This window comes from Photobacterium proteolyticum (assembly GCF_001939735.1).
GTDB lineage: Bacteria > Pseudomonadota > Gammaproteobacteria > Enterobacterales > Vibrionaceae > Photobacterium > Photobacterium proteolyticum.
In genome coordinates, this window is the sequence record NZ_MJIL01000069.1 from 127,446 (window position 1) to 144,365 (window position 16,920).

Genomic DNA, 16,920 nt, shown 5'->3' on the forward strand with positions numbered 1-16,920 from the left:
TATTAAACGGGTTTTGTCATTACTTAACCGGAATTGCCTTCAGGATAGCAACCATCTGCTCCCAGAACAGACCAACCGTTTCAATGTTCACTTTCTCGTCTGGCGAGTGAGGGAACTTGATGGTTGGGCCGAAAGAGATCATATCCATGTTCGGGTACGGTTCTTTGAACAGACCGCACTCAAGGCCGGCGTGGATCACCATGATATTCGGTGTTCTGCCGTAGATGTTCTTGTACGTCTCGCGGAACAGGTGCATGACTTCAGAGTCTGCATCTGGTTTCCAGCCCGGGTAGGCGCCAGAGAATTCGCACTGGGCACCGGCCAGATCGGCAACGGCCTTAAGCATGCCTTCTACATTGCTACGGCCAGAGTCGATCAGTGAGCGGATCAGGCAAAGAATAGTGATTTTGTCAGCGTCGGTGGTAATAACACCAACGTTTAGCGAGGTCTCAACCACTCCTTCGATGTCATCACTCATGCGAAGTACACCGTTCGGGCAGGCATTCAGTACCGCATAGAAACGCTTCTGCGCTGTTTCGGTCAGTACGTCAGCAGGCAGTTCTGCTGGCTCGACAAACAGGTTGATGTCGGTTTCGACTTTGCCCAGTTCAGCACTCAGAATTGACTGGTAGTGGGTGAATAGCTCGTTTAGCTTGTCAACGTTGGCAGCCGGTAGTGTTGCCAGGGCAAAGGCTTCACGTGGGATTGCATTACGCAGGCTACCGCCGGTCAGGCTAGTCAGGCGTAGGCCTAGCTCTTCAGCGTGGGAAAACAGGAAGCGACCCAGCAGCTTGTTGGCATTGCCACGTCCGGTGTGAATGTCGCAGCCAGAGTGACCGCCTTTCAGGCCTTTGATCACCATTTTAACTGCTGCATGTTCAGCCGGTACTGCCTCACGCTCAATATCCAGAGTGATCGAACCGTCGACGCCGCCAGCACAGCCCATGTACACTTCACCCTCTTGCTCAGAGTCAGTGTTTAATAGGATGTCGCCTTCCAGCCAGCCTTCTTCCAGGCCAAACGCACCTGTCATACCAGCTTCTTCATCGATAGTCAGCAGGACTTCCAACGGACCGTGCTCAACATCTTTTGCTGCAAGCACAGCCAGACATGCGGCCATACCCATACCGTTGTCAGCACCTAGGGTCGTTCCCTTGGCTGTAACCCATTCGCCGTCGATATAAGGCAGAATCGGATCTTCTGTGAACTCGTGCTCAGTGTCTTCATTTTTCTGCGGTACCATATCAATGTGGGCTTGCAGAACAACACCTTTACGGTCTTCCATGCCCGGAGTAGCAGGCTTTTTGATAAAGACGTTACCGACCGCATCACGGCGTACATCTAGCCCTTCACCTTCGGCAAATTTGATGATGTGCTGAGCGAGTAGCTCTTCATGCTTTGAAGGGTGGGGAATGGAACAGATTTGATCGAAGAATTGCCACACAGGTTGCGGTGACAGTTGACTGATTTCAGACACAGCAGTCTCCCTTATAAACTATTGGGCTTGAGCGATTCACCAGCTGAATATTAGCCAATGAGCTAGTTTGACTAGCAGAATAAACTATCGCGATTGCTTCAAGGATACCACTGTGTCTGAAACGTGGACAGTTAAATCTTAAATTGCGAAATATGGGCGTTAAGATTGTGACCGCTCGCAAGAAGTTGCTCACTGGCGGCTGATATTTGCTCCCCTTGATGAACGGTCTTTTGGCTGTGCTCTGTCAGTTGGGCAAGGTTGCTATTAATCGCCTCGGCGGCATGGGTTTGTTGGGTACTTGCATCGGCAATATGCTGATTGAGTTCCCGAATTGTGGTGATCTGCTCGCCGATGGCGGTTAGCGTATGGGCAACATCATCGGCATGCCTGGCGGTACTGGCAGATTGTTCTCGGGTTTGCACGAGGGCTTCACTTACCTCTATGGCCCGGGCCTGGAGGCTATCAATAATTTCTTCGATTTCGTTGGTGCTGGCCTGGGTGCGGGTCGCCAGGGTACGTACCTCGTCGGCAACCACAGCAAAGCCCCGGCCCTGTTCACCGGCTCGGGCGGCTTCAATGGCCGCATTGAGTGCCAGCAGGTTGGTTTGGTCGGCAATGCCACGGATCACATCAAGCACCGAGCCAATAGTCTGTGAGTCTCTGGCCAGCGCCTGAGCGCTGGTATCGGTATTATCGAGCAGGTTGAGCAGAGCATGCATCTCAGCAGACGAGTTTGAGACAACAGAGATACTGGTTTCGCTCTGCTGGTGGGCATCCATGGCGGCTTCTGCTGCCTGACGTGCCGACTGCGATACCTGCTGGTTACTGGTATGAAGCTGAAGCATGGCGGCGGTCACGCTGTCGACGCCTTTATGCGACTCTGTTGCGCTGTTGACTGTGTGGGTCGCGACGGCATTGAGCTGGGTGGAAGTAGAGCTAATTTGTTCGCTGACGGGGGAGATCTCTTTCAGCATAATGCTGATCCTGCCGGCGAAGGTGTTGTAGGCTCGGGCAAGACGGCTTAGCTCGTCATTACCATGGCTGGGAAGGCGGAGTGTCAGATCGCCATCACCTTCGGCAATATCCTGCATGGCCGAGAGAGTCTCTTCACAGGGGGCGGTGATGGAGCGGCCAATCGACCATGCCATCACAAACATGATGGATAACGAGCCCAGCAGGATCAGCCCGAGCTGTTTCATTTCGGCATAGAACTGGGCCTGGACGTCGTCGACATAGATGCCCGAGCCGATAACCCATCCCCATGGCTGGAATCCTTTGACATAGGAAATTTTCTCTACCGGGACTTCTGATCCAGGTTTTTCCCAGTAGTAGTCAACAAAACCGGCATCCTGTTGCTTGACCACAGCGACCATGTTCAAAAACAGCGGGTTACCGTGCGGGTCTTTAAAACCTGAGAGGTTCTTGCCGTCCAATGCGGGCTTGAAGGGGTGCATGACCATGTTAGGTGTCATGTCGTTGATCCAGAAATAGTCTTTTTCTTCATACCGGAGAGAGGCGATTGCCTGCTTGGCTTGCTGTTGGGCATCGGCACGACTTAACACGCCTTGTTGTTCCTGTTGGTAATAATAGTGAAACAGACTGTGGGCAGACTCGACGAGGTGGCGGGTTTTAAGGCGTTTCTGCTCCAGCATGCTTGACTGGTAATTGGAAGCGAAAAGTAGCAGAGGGATGAGGGACAGTACCGTGATGGTGATCCCCAGTAGATAAAGTCGCCGGCTGATAGATAATGCTCTTAGCTTATGTATGATGCCCATAACCTGTCCCTGTTTTATTGTCGTTATTATTTCCCCAGAACCCTTAGGGTATTTTGCGGTGGCATAACAAATCAAGAACTCGGCCGTAACACTTTAGTCGCGAATTGCTAAAATTGTGCAGTTCGATTCTGTAATAAAATTACAGAAAAAAGAGGTGTCACGCACACAAAATAAAAAAGTGTGACGAAGTTAAAGAAAATGCTTGTAAGTTTATTACGTGAGGGGTATAGTTTACCCATCTTCTGGTGAAGACGAGATAACACAGTAAACCGCTCTAGGATGAGCCCGAGGTATCGCCTCCAAGGAACTGAGATTAAGTAAAGCCCTGATGGCTGAGCACTAAACGTTTTATGTGTTTTGATAACTTAATATTTAAGGTGATAAAGATGAAAGCATTCGATTCAATTGCAAACTTTTGGAATAACCGTTCTGTGTTCACTGGTAACTTCCAGTACCCGAGCTCTTTCGGCTATTAATTTATGATGTTGTGTCTGAGCCCTAATGGTTCAGGCATGGTGTCCCGAGCAAGTATTGTTCACCCCCCTTTATTGAGAATTTGGAATATCCGCTTTTCGGCTATTCAAGACATTCTTCCGCCACTCCTTATTGGAGTGGCGTTTTTTTATCTATCAAATCCCTTATCTTTTGCCGTCAAACCTTGCAGTTTTTAATGTTATAGCGGTGTATTCGATTACATGACGTCTGAGTTAATAAATTCATTGTTAACTTGATGCATATTATCGTTTGCGTGCCAGTGGAAAAATTTGAGCGATTAAAATATCAACATGATAATACAATGTTAAATCAATGAAATTTATTGATTTTTTACTTTTATGGTTTCGCCTGGGTTGGTTTTTTATTCGGTTAGACCCGTGTGCTACTGATAGTTGCGTTATTTTCTGGAAATTGCTTGCCAAGCAACATATAATCGCCCCCCAAAAATAGACCACGCAAACGTTTTCTATTTTAACTTTAACCTAGCGCATATTATCTCCAAGGAACCGAGAGCAATGCTTGAGAAACTATTCAAACTGACAGAGCACGGTACGGATGTTCGCACCGAACTGTTGGCGGGTCTGACGACCTTCCTGACAATGGCTTACATTATTTTTGTAAACCCGACAATGCTGGCCACCACGGGGATGGACCAGGGGGCTGTCTTTGTTGCTACTTGTCTGGCTGCAATGGTCGGCTGTTTCATTATGGGCTTTGTCGCCAACTATCCGGTTGCTCAGGCTCCGGGAATGGGCTTGAATGCATTCTTTACCTATGGCGTAGTTCTTGGCATGGGGCACACGTGGCAGGTTGCACTGGCGGCGGTATTCCTGTCGGGCTTGTGCTTTATTGCCCTGAGTGTGCTGCGTGTACGTGAGTGGATCATCAATGCGATCCCAATGTCTTTGCGGACCGGTATCTCGGCGGGTATAGGTTTGTTCCTGGCGTTCATTGCACTACAGAGCTCGGGCATTGTGGTCGACAACCCGGCGACGCTGGTTCATGTCGGCGATCTGACAAGCTTCCCGGCTGTAATGGCTTCTCTGGGCTTTTTCCTGACCATTGCGCTTGTACACCGTGGTTATAAAGCTGCCGTATTGATTGCCATTCTTTCGGTAACGGCCCTGGGCGTGCTGTTTGGTGATATTAGCTATGGCGGCGTTGTATCGGCTCCACCGAGCATTGCACCGACCTTTATGCAGATGGATTTTAGCGGTGCACTGGAAGTTGGCCTGATTTCTGTAGTGTTTGCATTCCTGTTTGTCGATCTGTTCGATACCGCCGGCACGCTGGTCGGTGTGGCGACCAAAGCAGAGCTGATGGACAAAGACGGCAAGCTGCCGCGCCTGAACCGCGCGTTGCTGGCCGACAGTACGGCGACATCAGTGGGCGCGGTATTGGGTACCTCAAATACGACATCGTTTGTCGAGAGCGTGTCAGGGGTGGCTGTTGGTGGCCGTACCGGGTTGACCGCAGTGACAGTCGGTGTATTGTTCTTCCTGGCGTTGTTCTTCTCGCCATTGGCAGGTATGGTTCCAGCCTATGCGACTGCCGGTGCGTTGTTCTATGTAGCCATTCTGATGATGTCAGGTTTGGTAAGCGTAGATTGGCGCGACTTAACAGAAGCGGCACCTGTGGTTGTCGTTTGCCTGTTAATGCCGTTAACATACTCCATCGCTGAAGGTATCGGCCTTGGCTTTATCACTTATGCTGCTGTTAAGGTTATGAGTGGCAAGGGAAGAGATGTAAATATTAGCGTATGGGTTATTGCTGCCCTGTTTCTTGCTAAAATTATCTTCTTATAACAGTTTATAAATATATCCAGCGACAATATCGCTGATTCAGAGGTTCATCGGATATGAGTAATAAGTTCATCATCACCTGGGACAACATGCAAATGTACACTCGTCAGCTGGCAGAAAAACTGCTTCCGGCTGATCAGTGGAAAGGTATCATTGCTGTTAGCCGCGGTGGTTTGGTTCCTTCAGCGATTTTGGCTCGTGAGCTTGGCATCCGTCACGTTGATACGGTATGTATCTCGAGCTACGACCACGATCACCAGCGTGAAATGAAAGTGTTGAAGCAGGCCGAAGGTGATGGTGAGGGTTTCATTGTCGTTGATGATCTGGTTGATACTGGCGGTACTGCCGAGATGATTCGTGCAATGTACCCGAAGGCCAAATTTGTCACTGTTTGTGCCAAGCCTGCCGGTAAGCACCTGGTTGATGACTACGTGGTGGACATTGCTCAGGACACATGGATTGAGCAGCCATGGGACATGGCCGTTACGTTTGTAGACCCTATTGCCAAACAATAATTGATGGTCGATGAATGACTAAAAGGAGCCGCAAAGGCTCCTTTTTTGTTTGCAAATCGTAACCGTGAGCATTCAAGCCCTTATGAAAAGACGGTTAACGCATGGCTCTTATGTCAGAAAGAGACTCGCCGTTGGGCTTGTTGCGATAGAAATTATTGTAGTTGATAAGGTCGATCATATCGTGACCGGTCAACTTACACTTTCTGTCTAGTTTGGTTTGGTAGGATCCTGGGATTTGCTCGCCTGAGCCATTGAGGCAGACGGCTATTTTGGCATTGACGGCACCGGATGCAGCACCTGGGTTACCGCCTAAAGACCCGCCGTTACCACCACCGTTTGAAGCAAGTACTGAGCTAGAAAGAAGTAACAGACTTATACCGAGTATTTTTTTCATACATCAACCACCGTATAAAATACTAACAGTATTATCAGCATAGCCCAGGATAGAAAATCAGCTGGAGATCTGGCACAAAGTGGCACTTCAACCTTATTTATTCTCAATATTGCGTCAAAGTGAGCGAATTAATTCAGTGTTGCATTCATGATTTTGTCATCCGAGCCAAATACTTGCAGATAAATGGTTGGAAGAGGTTTTGCCATCTTTTTGTTTTTGCGCGCACACTGCAATTGACTGTTGGATGGTATACTTTGGGTATCAATGTCATTGCGTATGCCGATGATTGCTTCCAGGTGACGGCGTTTTCTCCTGAGGAAAAGGAGCGCCAAATGAGTCGTTGCGCATAGAAAGAATTCGAACAATGGAGCTTACCGTGTCTGAACCCTCTAAAACTAACTTATCCGAAAAGCTGTTTGCACCGCGGCAAACCTCGAAAGAGACTTCCAGCCTGGTTAAGCTGGCTCATGTGGCTTCCAAGCCTATGCATAACGCGATTGATGGTGACAGTGAGGCAGGGTGGTACCGTGTATTGAGACGCCCGCAGTGGGCATGGCAGGGAATCGACCCGATTGAGATGGAGGCGATTCTTGCCCGGATGGCTAACTCCGAGGCTCAGCGAACCGATGACGAGTTGCTCGATACCGTGGTTGGCTACAAGCCTGGTAACTGGATTTATGAGTGGAGCCAGTCTGGCGCCATGTACCATAAAACAGCCCGGGAGCTGGTTAAGGCGGATAAGAAAGACAAGGCGGGACAGGTGCTGCTGACGGCCAGTATGTACTACAGTATCGCGGCTTACCCTCATCTAAAAGGGGATACACTGGCGGCACAGGCAGAGCTCCAGGCGAACCAGACCTATCGTGAAGCCATGGAGTATATGCCCCATAAAATGAAAACGATAGATGTCAAATACGAAGGTAAGACGTTCCAGGCATTCATTCATTTGCCTTGCACCGATAAATTGCTGCCAACCGTGATTGTCAGCGGCGGGCTCGACACCCTTCAGTCAGACTTGTGGCGCCTGTACCATGATTACCTCGGACCAGCCGGTTTTGCCATGGTTACTCTGGACATGCCGTCTGTCGGCCACAGTGCCCCCTGGGCTTTGACGGAGGATACCAGTCGGTTGCATCAGGCGTTGTTACAGCAAATTCGCGACGTGCCCTGGGTCGACCATCACCGTGTTGCCATGCTGGGGTTGCGCTTCGGGGGCAATGCCGCTATCCGCCTTGGGTTTCTTGAACCAACCCGACTGAAAACCTGTATCAGCCTTGGCGGGGCTATCCACAGTGTCCTGGCTGATTCCAAGCGGCTAGATGCGATGCCGCGGATGTACCTCGATATGATTGCCTCGCGAATGGGCAAAAAGGGAGTATCCCGGACCAGCCTGACTTCTCACCTTCCTGCCTGGTCGCTCAAGCAGCAGGGTTTGCTGGGGCGCCGTAAGACCGAAGTGCCGATGCTGGGGATCAGCTTGAAAAATGATCCTGTTTGTACCGACTTTGATAACCAGCTTATTGCGATGTCCAGCCGTGGTGGTAAGGCGATAACGCTTCCGGAAAAACCCCTTCACGACGGCTATCACCGAGCCTTGGAAACCGTGGTGGACTGGTTGAAAGAGAAACTCGCCTGAGGACTGCGTTCTCAGTCGTGCTATTGTAAATAAAATGTTGCTATCTCTTGGCTTTATGGCTTAAATGGAATAACGAGTGGCAGAAGCTGGGTCGTGATGAGCTTCTGGCTTCTGTCTGGCACCCGATGGATGCTGTTATTGTGTTATTGACTATGGATGGAGATACGCTATGACGACTACAACAACATTTCCGCCACATGGGCGCTTGATGACGAAGCTTACTGCACTGGGCCCCTATCTGCGCCAGAAACAGTCTTCTGAGGGCCATTTCTTTTTTGACTGCCTTGCTAGTTGTATCAGTGCCAAGAAAGAGCCGGAAGAGCGCGAGTTCTGGGGCTGGTGGTTGATCCTGACGGCCACTGAGACAGGTTTTGAATACCACTATTTCTTTGGCCGCTATGACAGTCGCGGTGAATGGCAGAAAGAAAACGTACCTGCCAAGCATGAGCAGGCCGTGCTCCAGACACTCGACGACTTTTATCCGAAATTAACAGGTTTGCTTCAAGATGAGTTCAAACTGACAGTAACTGCAGCTAGCGAGCTTGAAGAAGCAGAGCTGGGCACGGTTGCCTGATTGTGCATCAAACAGATTATCTGTAGCCAGAAGAAAGAATAATGCGCTTTTATAGCGCATTTTTCTTGTGATCTAGCAAGGGGATTGATAAAACATCTGAATATAAATTTATTCATCACAATTGTTTAATCCCAATGGCAGATACTAAACATTCGAACGCTACAGAGCAGGACCTTGCGGGTGCTCACTCTTCTACAGAGACCCCGGCGGTTAGACAATCTCAGACCATCGTCGTCAAGCTGGGCACCAGCGTACTGACCGGCGGCACGCTACAGTTGGATCGGGCCCATATGGTGGAACTGGTTCGACAGTGCGCATCGCTGCGTCGTCAGGGACACAAGGTCATCATGGTGACGTCTGGTGCAATTGCAGCAGGGCGTGAGCACCTGGGATATCCCGAGCTCCCCAAAACAATGGCGAGCAAGCAGTTGCTGGCAGCGGTCGGTCAGAGCCGCTTGATTCAGGAGTGGGAGAGTTTGTTTGGTATCTATGGCCTGCATGTCGGACAGATGCTGCTGACACGGGCCGATCTTGACGATCGGGAGCGCTATCTCAATGCCCGAGATATGATTGTTGCGCTGCTGGATAACGGTATTATTCCTGTCGTCAACGAAAATGATGCGGTTGCTACCACTGAAATCAAAGTCGGTGATAACGACAACCTGTCGGCATTGGTCGGCATTCTGGCCAGTGCAGACAAGTTGCTTCTGCTGACCGATCAGCCGGGGCTGTTTACCGCCGATCCGCGCAATAACCCGGATGCGGAGCTGATCCGTGAAGTCCATACTATCGATGAAACACTGCACAAGTTAGCTGGTGGTAGTGTGGGTGGCCTGGGTACCGGTGGAATGGCGACCAAGCTGCAGGCGGCCGACGTTGCCCGCCGGGCTGGTATCGAAGTGATTATTGCTGCAGGTAGCCGGCCTGATGTGATCGCTGATCTGGTCAGGGGGGAATCGGTAGGAACCCGTTTTCTGCCGCTGGAATCACCGTTGGAGAGCCGGAAGCGCTGGATCCTGGCTGGGCCTCCGCCGGCCGGGGACATTGTAATTGATGACGGTGCAGCCATTGCAGTACAACAGCGTGGCAGTAGCTTGCTGTCTAAGGGTATCACGGAAGTCAAAGGGCAGTTTGAGCGCGGGGAAGTCACTCGGATTTTTAATACCAAGGGTGTGTTGTTGGCACGTGGTATCTGTCGTTACTCAAGCAAAGATATGGCAAAAATTGCCGGAAAGCACAGTCAGGATATTTATCAGGTCCTGGGCTACGAATACGGTCCGGTTGCCGTACATCGCGATGATCTGGTGGTGATCTGACCGCGTATGGCGACGTACTGACAATATTTTGATGATAGGGGAAGAGTGTGGATCTTGAGATTATGGGTAAAGCTGCCCAACAGGCAGCTTTCGAACTTGCTACTGCAGCTACAAAGCAGAAAAATCAGGCGCTGGCGATCATTGCCGATGAGCTGGAAGCCAATAGTAATGCAATACTGGCAGCAAATGCCAAGGATATTGAAGCGGCACGCGAAGCGGGCATGTCTGATGCCTTGGTTGATCGCCTGCTGCTAAACACAGATCGCCTGGCCGGTATTGCCGGTGATGTGCGCAATGTGATCAGCCTAGATGATCCGGTGGGTGCAGAGCTTGATAGCAGGGTGCTGGAAAATGGCATGCGCCTGAGCCGTCGCCGTGTTCCGCTGGGCGTGGTGGGTGTCATTTACGAAGCGCGCCCGAACGTGACGATTGATATTGCGGCGCTGTGCCTGAAAACCGGTAATGCCAGTATTTTGCGTGGTGGCCGCGAAACCTTCCATTCCAATATGGAGCTGGTGAAGGTGATCCAGGTAGCTCTCGAGAAAGCAGGCCTGCCGGCGGCATCGGTACAGTATATCGAGAAGCCGGATCGTGAGCTGGTTTCCCAACTGCTTAAATTGGATCAGTTCGTTGATATGATTATTCCGCGCGGTGGCGCTGGCCTGCACAAGATGTGCAAGGAAAACAGCACTATCCCTGTGATTATCGGCGGCTTCGGGATCAGCCATGTCTTTGTCGACAAGACAGCAGACTTGGCCCGGGCACTGGATGTGGTGGAAAACTCAAAAGTACAGCGTCCTTCAGCCTGTAATGCGCTGGATACGCTGCTGGTCAGCGAAGACATTGCCGAGGCGTTTTTACCTCGTCTTGCCGAGCGTATGAACCACAAGAAGGTCGCTTTGGTGGCGGACGAAGCCAGCTTTGCATTACTGGAAGGCAAGGCATCAGAGCTGCGTAAAGTGGCGGACGGTGACTTTGATACCGAGTGGTTGAGCTTTACCCTCGGGGTGAAAGTGGTCAAAGACGTTGATGAGGCCATTGCTCATATGCGCAAGCATAATGCCAGCCACTCAGATGCGATCCTGACTAATGACATCAATGCGGCAGAACGATTCGTTAATGCGGCGGGCTCGGCGGCGGTATATGTTAATGCCTCGACGCGCTTTACCGACGGTGCCCAGTTTGGCCTGGGAGCCGAGGTGGCTGTGTCGACCCAGAAGCTGCACGCTCGTGGCCCGATGGGGCTGGAAGAGCTGACCAGCTATAAGTGGGTGGGTGTAGCCGACTACCTCGTTCGCTCTTAGCAATTCGTTCCCTCCCTTTTTTTAGGGGAGGGTTAGGGTGGGGTTACACACCCCTCCCGGCCTCCCTCTATAAAAGTGGGAGGAACTTTCTTTGCTCCGCTCAGGCTTTTTCATTCCGAACCTGCCTAGCTTTACGATTGTTCGTCCTTTTTCTCTTCGTCTTTCTGCGCCTCTTCGCGCTTTTGCTTCTCGTGCAGATATTTGATTTTGTCGCGGTAGCCAAACTTCATGTTCGCGGTGTATTTTAAGGCCGCAATGTTACTGACCACAACGCTGACGACTATGATGCTGATAACCCAGGGGTTGAGTAGCCATTCCACCATTTAGACCTCGCAGATATTCTCTATATACCTACTATAAAGACTATCAAGGTTTGACAAAATCTGCGACTTTCCAGCAATTTGGCTCGCGTTAAGTGTGTGGTAGAGCAGCTCTGGCGTAAGTTGCGTCAGCAGTGGCTGACTGACAGGGTAGTAGCTGATGTGCCAGGGCTCGATGGCTACCCCGTTACGGTCTTCGGCATAGGGCAGATAGAAGCCGAACTGGGCGATGTGTTCATTAAGCCAGGTACTGAATGCCGCCTGGTGTCCGCCCTGGCTGTATTCCCACGGCTCAAGCTGAAGCCGGGTTCCCTCTGGCAGGCAGTTCGCCGCATAGATATCGATGTCTGTGCCCCAATGATGACGGCTGGCACCGGGAAGGGCCGACCAGCGCATGATGGCATGGATTTTCTCCAGCTCCGAAAGCTGGCCGGCATCAAGGGGCTGGCTGTTGCTATCCAACAGAGGGCGGGAGCCTTTGAATTTGTTGTTCCAAATCAGCAGTTGACGCTCAAAGGAGCGAAAGGCACTGGCAATCTGCAAGTCAAAGCCCGCCTGATTAGCCGCCTGCTGGAGTCGGAGGAATGCTGGCAGCATATCCCGGTGCAGCAAGTGCTGCTGGTGGTCGACAAGGTGCGAGTCGGCCTGTCCGGTAAGTTGCCCGGCGCTGAGCGGCCGGGCTGGGGTTGGGTTAGTCATTAAAGTACTTTTTCCAACACTTTTTGGTACATATCGGTGAGCTTTTCGAGATCGGCCACTTTGACACACTCATTCACTTTATGGATGGTGGCATTGCACGGCCCAAGCTCGATAACCTGCGCGCCTGTCCGGGCGATAAATCGTCCGTCTGAGGTGCCGCCGGTGGTAAGCAGTTCTGGTTTCTTGTGATTAACTTCTTCGATGGCGTCGACAACAGCCTCCAGCAACGTACCGTGATCAGTCAGGAACGGGTGGCCGCTGAAAGTCCATTTCAGATCATAGTCCAATCCGTGGGCATCGAGCACTGAGTGCACTTTGCGCTTGATGTCGTCTGCCGTCAGCTCGGTACTGAAGCGGAAGTTGAACTGAACATGAAACTCACCAGGAATAACATTTGAGGCACCGGTACCCGCATGCAGGTTGGCAATCTGGAAGCTGGTCGGCGGGAAATAGGCATTGCCGTTGTCCCAGGTTGTGGCCGCCAGTTCCGCCAGCGCCGGCATCGCACGGTGAACGGGGTTGTCGGCAAGGTGCGGATAGGCCACATGGCCCTGGGTACCTTTCAGCGTCACATCGCCGGTGATCGAGCCTCGGCGGCCGTTTTTGACCACATCGCCCACGGCATGGGTACTGGACGGCTCGCCGACGATGCACATGTCGATTTTCTCGTTGCGGGCTTCCAGTGTATCGATCACCCGGGTGGTACCGTTGATAAATGGCCCTTCCTCATCGGAGGTGATCAGCAGGGCAATTGACCCTTTGTGGTCCGGGTTGTCGGCAAGAAAACGCTCGATCGCAACGACGATGCATGCCAGTGAGCCCTTCATATCGGCGGCACCGCGGCCGTGAAGGTAGCCATCAATAATTGTCGGCTCGAAAGGCGGGGTATGCCAGAGATCCGACGGCCCGGCAGGTACAACATCAGTATGACCGGCAAAGACGAACAGTGGCGCTTCCGTGCCTCGACGTGCCCACAGGTTGGTGGTGTCTTCGAAGACCATGGTTTCGATCTTGAAGCCGAGTTTTTCAAGACGTGCAATCATCACGTCCTGACAGCCTGCATCTTCCGGGGTGACCGAAATTCGGCTGATAAAGTCTTTCGCCAGGGCGATAACCGGGCTATCTGACATCCTTGTATCCTTAACTATTTTTCTGCAAGTGAAGATTGGAAAATTTCCTGATACTGCGCAGGCTTGAACCCCAGGTGGTAGGATTCATTGTGAACAAGCAGTGGGCGCTTGATCATCGCCGGGTACTCCAGCATCAGGGTAAGAGCGCTTTCACGGTTCAATCCGGACTTTTGCTCGTCAGTGAGCTGACGGTAAGTTGTACCGCGTTTGTTCACCATCGCTTCCCAGCCAAGCTGAGCTTCAAATGTTTCCAGCATCGCTTGATCCAGGCCGTCTGTGCGGTAGTCGTGAAAGCGGTATTCGATGTTTTCTGCCTCTAACCATTTTTTCATTTTTTTGATGGTATCGCAGTTCTTAATGCCGTATGTAACTGTACTCATAGTATTGCTGACTTACTTTTGTTTTGAATTAGCTTTCCTTTATAACCAGATTACCCAGCCTGCGCAACGGAATTAGCCATAGGCGACAGCCATTTTGATCAGCCAGATACAGGCTGCCAACCCGACAGCAAATACGATGGTTCGCCACGGGCTGAGCTTGCAGGCATAGCAAACCATGTAAAGGGCACGGGATAAGACAAACAGGTAGGCGGGGAGGGCGGCTTGCTCCTCGGGGACACCGGCAAAGTGGGCAATAAACACACAGCAGGCAAAGACCGGGGTGATCTCCCAGCCGTTGGCCTGCGCGGCCTTAACCCTGGCAGCAGCACCAGTCAATTCTCTTTCCTGGATACGAGGCTGGTTAATATCAAACTTTCCTGTCTGACGAAGCGTTAACCAGCCGCCGACGCCTGCGAGAAAGTAATTAAACAGGATTGAGATTATGATGCACCAAAATGCCGGGGTCATAACAAATACCTATAAGTTAAGGCGGCAATTACCAAATGCGCTGATGGTATTGAGTGTAGAACGGATGAGCCGGATAAGCCGAGAAGACTGAACTGGTCTGGTTATTTGTCATTGAAAAATAAGTGTTTTATTGGTGCTGTGAATTCTTGTGAACACATTAATTCATTGGTAGTTTTGCGAGGCATGATGCATATAACGTGTCACAAAAGTAACATTTTGCGGAGAAAAACGTGTTAGGAAAAACCCCTCTTTGGGGTTATTGATCTGTATCAAAAGTTAATTGTTGTTGTTAATTTTTGTAAATTGATTTCAGTCAATAACCCATTGTTTCAAAGTGGTTACATTTTGCTCCGTTCTTAACAGAAAGCCCAATATCCCTCAGCCGGGATTCAAAAGGAATGGAGTCAATAATAATGAAAAAGACTGTTTGTGCTTTAGCTGTACTCGCTACTATATCCGTTGCCCCTCAGGCGCTGGCCCACAAGAAAGGTGATTTTCTGGTGCGTGCAGGTGCTGCATCTGTGATGCCTAATGAAAGCAGTGATAACGTACTGGGCTCGCTGGGTGAGTTTGGTATTGATTCGAATATTCAGCTTGGCCTGACATTTGGTTACATGGTTACCGATAACGTCAGTGTCGAACTTCTCGCGGCGACACCGTTTAGCCACAAGGTATCATTGAATGGTCTTGGTGACATTGCCGAAGTTGAGCATCTGCCACCAACACTGATGCTTCAGTACTACTTTATGGAGAGCACCAGCAAGTGGCGTCCATATGTGGGGGCCGGGCTTAACTACACCACTTTCTTCAACGAAGAATTTAACTCGACAGGCAAGAATGCCAAGCTGAGTGATCTGTCGCTGGATGATTCTTGGGGCCTGGCGGCAAACGTCGGTATTGATTATCAGCTAAAAGATGATTGGTTCCTGGGTGCCTCTGTCTGGTATGCAGATATTGGTACCGATGTGAACTTTAAGGCGGACGGTGCGCAGCAGTCTGTGAAAACTGACATCGATCCTTGGATTGTTATGGTGTCGGCCGGATATTCCTTCTAGTGGGATAGGGATGCAGCCATGGTGCCTTTGCCGTTCCTGCTATGTTCGGGATGAATCGAACCAAGTCGGAACAAGTTTGTTACAACTTGTTGAAAATAAAAAGTTTGTTAGCAAATCAAAGGCGCCGTTTTCTGGCTGGAATTACGCAATATTTGAGAACTTGGTCACTGAATTGTACTTGTAGTGACCATAAATCTAATAGCTCCTTGATCAAACTCAACATCCAATTCGCCAAAGTCGGAATAATGAAGCCTCAAAATTATGGAGGTCTCAATGGAATTGAATCCGGTTTTTGCCCGTCGTCTTTACTTAGCGCTTCTTGTTGAACAGCTTGAACGCCCTAATGTTCCTAAACTCATTGAAATTACTGGCTGGCCGCGTCGTACTATTCAGGATGTATTAAAAGCCCTGCCGGGTTTTGGCATTGAGTTAGCATTTGTACAGGATGGTAAGCGCCATAATGATGGCTATTACCAATTAAGTGACTGGGGACCGTTTGACTTGCAGTGGGTTGAAGCGAGAGAGCAGGACATCATTACATCCGTTTCCAGCTAATAATAAACCGCTATTTTGCGGATTATTATCATGTCTTACTTTCAGTTAACAACCTGAAACCGCTGGCTATAGCTAGGGGCAATCGTAGGCATTGCCCAATAGTGTAACCGAGGTGCCGAAAGCTTGTGGGTGATATAGTTCCACGGTATTGGCACCACGCTGCACGGCTTGGTTTTTCAGGTCGTTCAGGGCACCCTTTGTTAGTGCCCGGTTGCTGATAAACCAATATGAATACCAATGCCCTTCTGAGCCGATTACAGTTCCCTTATCGGTGCATGTTTCGAGCTGTTCTGATGCATTCCAGCGTATACGTATACTCTCGCTATGGGCATGAGGGCGCGTAGTCTCGCAACCTGCTAGCAGTAACAGGATAAGTCCGACACCACGCCGAAATAGCATTACTGGCCCTGATACTCAAGGTACAGCACTGTGGCAGCCGTACGTGATTTTACTTGCAGCTTTTTCAGCAGGCTCTTCATATGCACTTTTACTGTCGCTTCTGAAATATACAACGAGTCGGCGATCTGCTTGTTGCGATACCCTTTTGCCACTTCTTTCAATATTTGCATTTCCCGATCTGTCAGTGAGTTTAACAACGAGTCTTGCTCCGAGTTGTCTTCCAGGTATTCGCGTACCAGATCACTATAGGCCTTGCCGCCGCACAGCGCTTGTTTTAGCAGTTTAATCAGCTGCTCTGGCTCGGTATCTTTGAGCAGGTAGCCGTCGGCACCTGCCTGGATCAGCGCCTTGACATCCGAGCGGCTGTCGGAAACGGTGAGAACGACAATGCTGGCGTGGATCCCTTCGGCCCGCATGGCGTTAAGTGTATCGAGCCCGGACATGCCCTTCATGTTCAGGTCGAGCAGAATAAGATCGGGCTCTTTTTCGCTGGCTAGCAAAACAGCATCGGCACCGTTGCTGGCTTCACCTACAATTTCAAAATCTGGTTCAAAACTAAGTAACTGGCTGATCCCCCGTCGCATTAGCGGGTGATCGTCCACAATCATTATCTTCCAACATGTCAT

19 protein-coding genes are annotated in these 16,920 nt (G+C 50.5%); 9 read left to right on the forward strand and 10 right to left on the reverse strand.

The annotated features are described in order from the left end of the window. Positions 1-19 precede the first annotated feature (19 nt). Together BIT28_RS11615 and BIT28_RS11620 are read right to left on the reverse strand one after the other, a co-directional pair. Positions 20-1,477 (reverse strand): aminoacyl-histidine dipeptidase, encoded by a 1,458-nt coding sequence (locus tag BIT28_RS11615; protein WP_075763780.1) that lies wholly within the window; start codon positions 1,475-1,477, stop codon positions 20-22. Between the two features lie 131 nt (positions 1,478-1,608). Then, entirely contained in the window at positions 1,609-3,252 is a 1,644-nt protein-coding gene (locus BIT28_RS11620; protein ID WP_075763782.1) for a methyl-accepting chemotaxis protein, read from the reverse strand. A 386-nt stretch (positions 3,253-3,638) separates the two neighbouring features. On the opposite strand from BIT28_RS11620, the gene vcdP reads away from it, so the two are divergent. From vcdP to gpt, 3 genes are all read left to right on the forward strand, one after another. After that, positions 3,639-3,728, forward strand: a complete 90-nt coding sequence (vcdP, locus tag BIT28_RS30460; RefSeq protein ID WP_483875137.1) for a small protein VcdP — start codon at positions 3,639-3,641, stop codon at positions 3,726-3,728. 534 nt (positions 3,729-4,262) lie between these two features. Further along, positions 4,263-5,552: an NCS2 family permease gene (locus BIT28_RS11625; RefSeq protein ID WP_075763784.1), complete on the forward strand. Its 1,290-nt coding sequence runs from the start codon at positions 4,263-4,265 to the stop codon at positions 5,550-5,552. 53 nt (positions 5,553-5,605) lie between these two features. After that, entirely contained in the window at positions 5,606-6,064 is a 459-nt protein-coding gene (gene gpt / locus BIT28_RS11630) for a xanthine phosphoribosyltransferase (protein WP_075763786.1), read from the forward strand. A gap of 94 nt (positions 6,065-6,158) precedes the next feature. On the opposite strand, the gene BIT28_RS11635 is transcribed toward gpt, so the two are convergent. Next, positions 6,159-6,458 (reverse strand): hypothetical protein, encoded by a 300-nt coding sequence (locus BIT28_RS11635; protein WP_075763788.1) that lies wholly within the window; start codon positions 6,456-6,458, stop codon positions 6,159-6,161. Positions 6,459-6,834: 376 nt separating this feature from the next. Between BIT28_RS11635 and frsA the strand changes: the two genes are divergently transcribed. The 4 genes from frsA (at position 6,835) to BIT28_RS11660 (ending at position 11,288) form a co-directional block, all read left to right on the forward strand. After that, complete coding sequence (frsA, locus tag BIT28_RS11645) at positions 6,835-8,094, forward strand: esterase FrsA (protein ID WP_083651803.1); 1,260 nt, start codon at positions 6,835-6,837, stop codon at positions 8,092-8,094. Positions 8,095-8,263: 169 nt separating this feature from the next. Beyond that, positions 8,264-8,668, forward strand: a complete 405-nt coding sequence (gene crl / locus BIT28_RS11650; protein WP_075763794.1) for a sigma factor-binding protein Crl — start codon at positions 8,264-8,266, stop codon at positions 8,666-8,668. A 134-nt stretch (positions 8,669-8,802) separates the two neighbouring features. Further along, positions 8,803-9,984 carry a glutamate 5-kinase gene (proB, locus tag BIT28_RS11655; protein ID WP_075763796.1) on the forward strand — a complete coding sequence of 394 codons (1,182 nt, stop codon included), beginning with the start codon at positions 8,803-8,805 and terminating at the stop codon, positions 9,982-9,984. A gap of 62 nt (positions 9,985-10,046) precedes the next feature. Next, positions 10,047-11,288, forward strand: a complete 1,242-nt coding sequence (locus BIT28_RS11660) for a glutamate-5-semialdehyde dehydrogenase (RefSeq protein WP_175577523.1) — start codon at positions 10,047-10,049, stop codon at positions 11,286-11,288. A gap of 131 nt (positions 11,289-11,419) precedes the next feature. On the opposite strand, the gene BIT28_RS11665 is transcribed toward BIT28_RS11660, so the two are convergent. From BIT28_RS11665 to BIT28_RS11685, 5 genes are all read right to left on the reverse strand, one after another. Next, positions 11,420-11,611, reverse strand: a complete 192-nt coding sequence (locus BIT28_RS11665) for a DUF2897 family protein (RefSeq protein WP_075763800.1) — start codon at positions 11,609-11,611, stop codon at positions 11,420-11,422. After that, positions 11,612-12,307: a M15 family metallopeptidase gene (locus BIT28_RS11670; protein WP_075763815.1), complete on the reverse strand. Its 696-nt coding sequence runs from the start codon at positions 12,305-12,307 to the stop codon at positions 11,612-11,614. It abuts the gene before it with no gap. Next, complete coding sequence (dapE, locus tag BIT28_RS11675) at positions 12,307-13,437, reverse strand: succinyl-diaminopimelate desuccinylase (RefSeq protein WP_075763817.1); 1,131 nt, start codon at positions 13,435-13,437, stop codon at positions 12,307-12,309. Before dapE ends, BIT28_RS11670 begins: the two co-directional genes overlap by 1 nt. Positions 13,438-13,451: 14 nt before the next feature. After that, entirely contained in the window at positions 13,452-13,817 is a 366-nt protein-coding gene (locus tag BIT28_RS11680; protein WP_075763827.1) for an ArsC family reductase, read from the reverse strand. A 72-nt stretch (positions 13,818-13,889) separates the two neighbouring features. Next, on the reverse strand, positions 13,890-14,285 hold the full coding sequence (locus BIT28_RS11685; protein WP_075763828.1) for an MAPEG family protein: 396 nt from the start codon (positions 14,283-14,285) through the stop codon (positions 13,890-13,892). Positions 14,286-14,698: 413 nt separating this feature from the next. Between BIT28_RS11685 and ompW the strand changes: the two genes are divergently transcribed. Together ompW and BIT28_RS11695 are read left to right on the forward strand one after the other, a co-directional pair. Further along, a complete protein-coding gene (ompW, locus tag BIT28_RS11690; RefSeq protein WP_075763829.1) occupies positions 14,699-15,340 on the forward strand; it encodes an outer membrane protein OmpW in 642 nt (213 codons plus the stop codon). Positions 15,341-15,613: 273 nt separating this feature from the next. Beyond that, entirely contained in the window at positions 15,614-15,895 is a 282-nt protein-coding gene (locus BIT28_RS11695; RefSeq protein WP_075763830.1) for a winged helix-turn-helix domain-containing protein, read from the forward strand. 72 nt (positions 15,896-15,967) lie between these two features. Here BIT28_RS11695 and BIT28_RS11700 read toward each other — a convergent pair whose 3' ends face one another. Continuing rightward, positions 15,968-16,294, reverse strand: a complete 327-nt coding sequence (locus BIT28_RS11700; RefSeq protein ID WP_075763831.1) for a DUF4156 domain-containing protein — start codon at positions 16,292-16,294, stop codon at positions 15,968-15,970. Further along, the gene (locus BIT28_RS11705) at positions 16,294-16,920 is read right to left on the reverse strand and encodes a response regulator (protein WP_075763834.1); all 627 of its coding nucleotides are present in this window, start codon (positions 16,918-16,920) and stop codon (positions 16,294-16,296) included. Before BIT28_RS11705 ends, BIT28_RS11700 begins: the two co-directional genes overlap by 1 nt.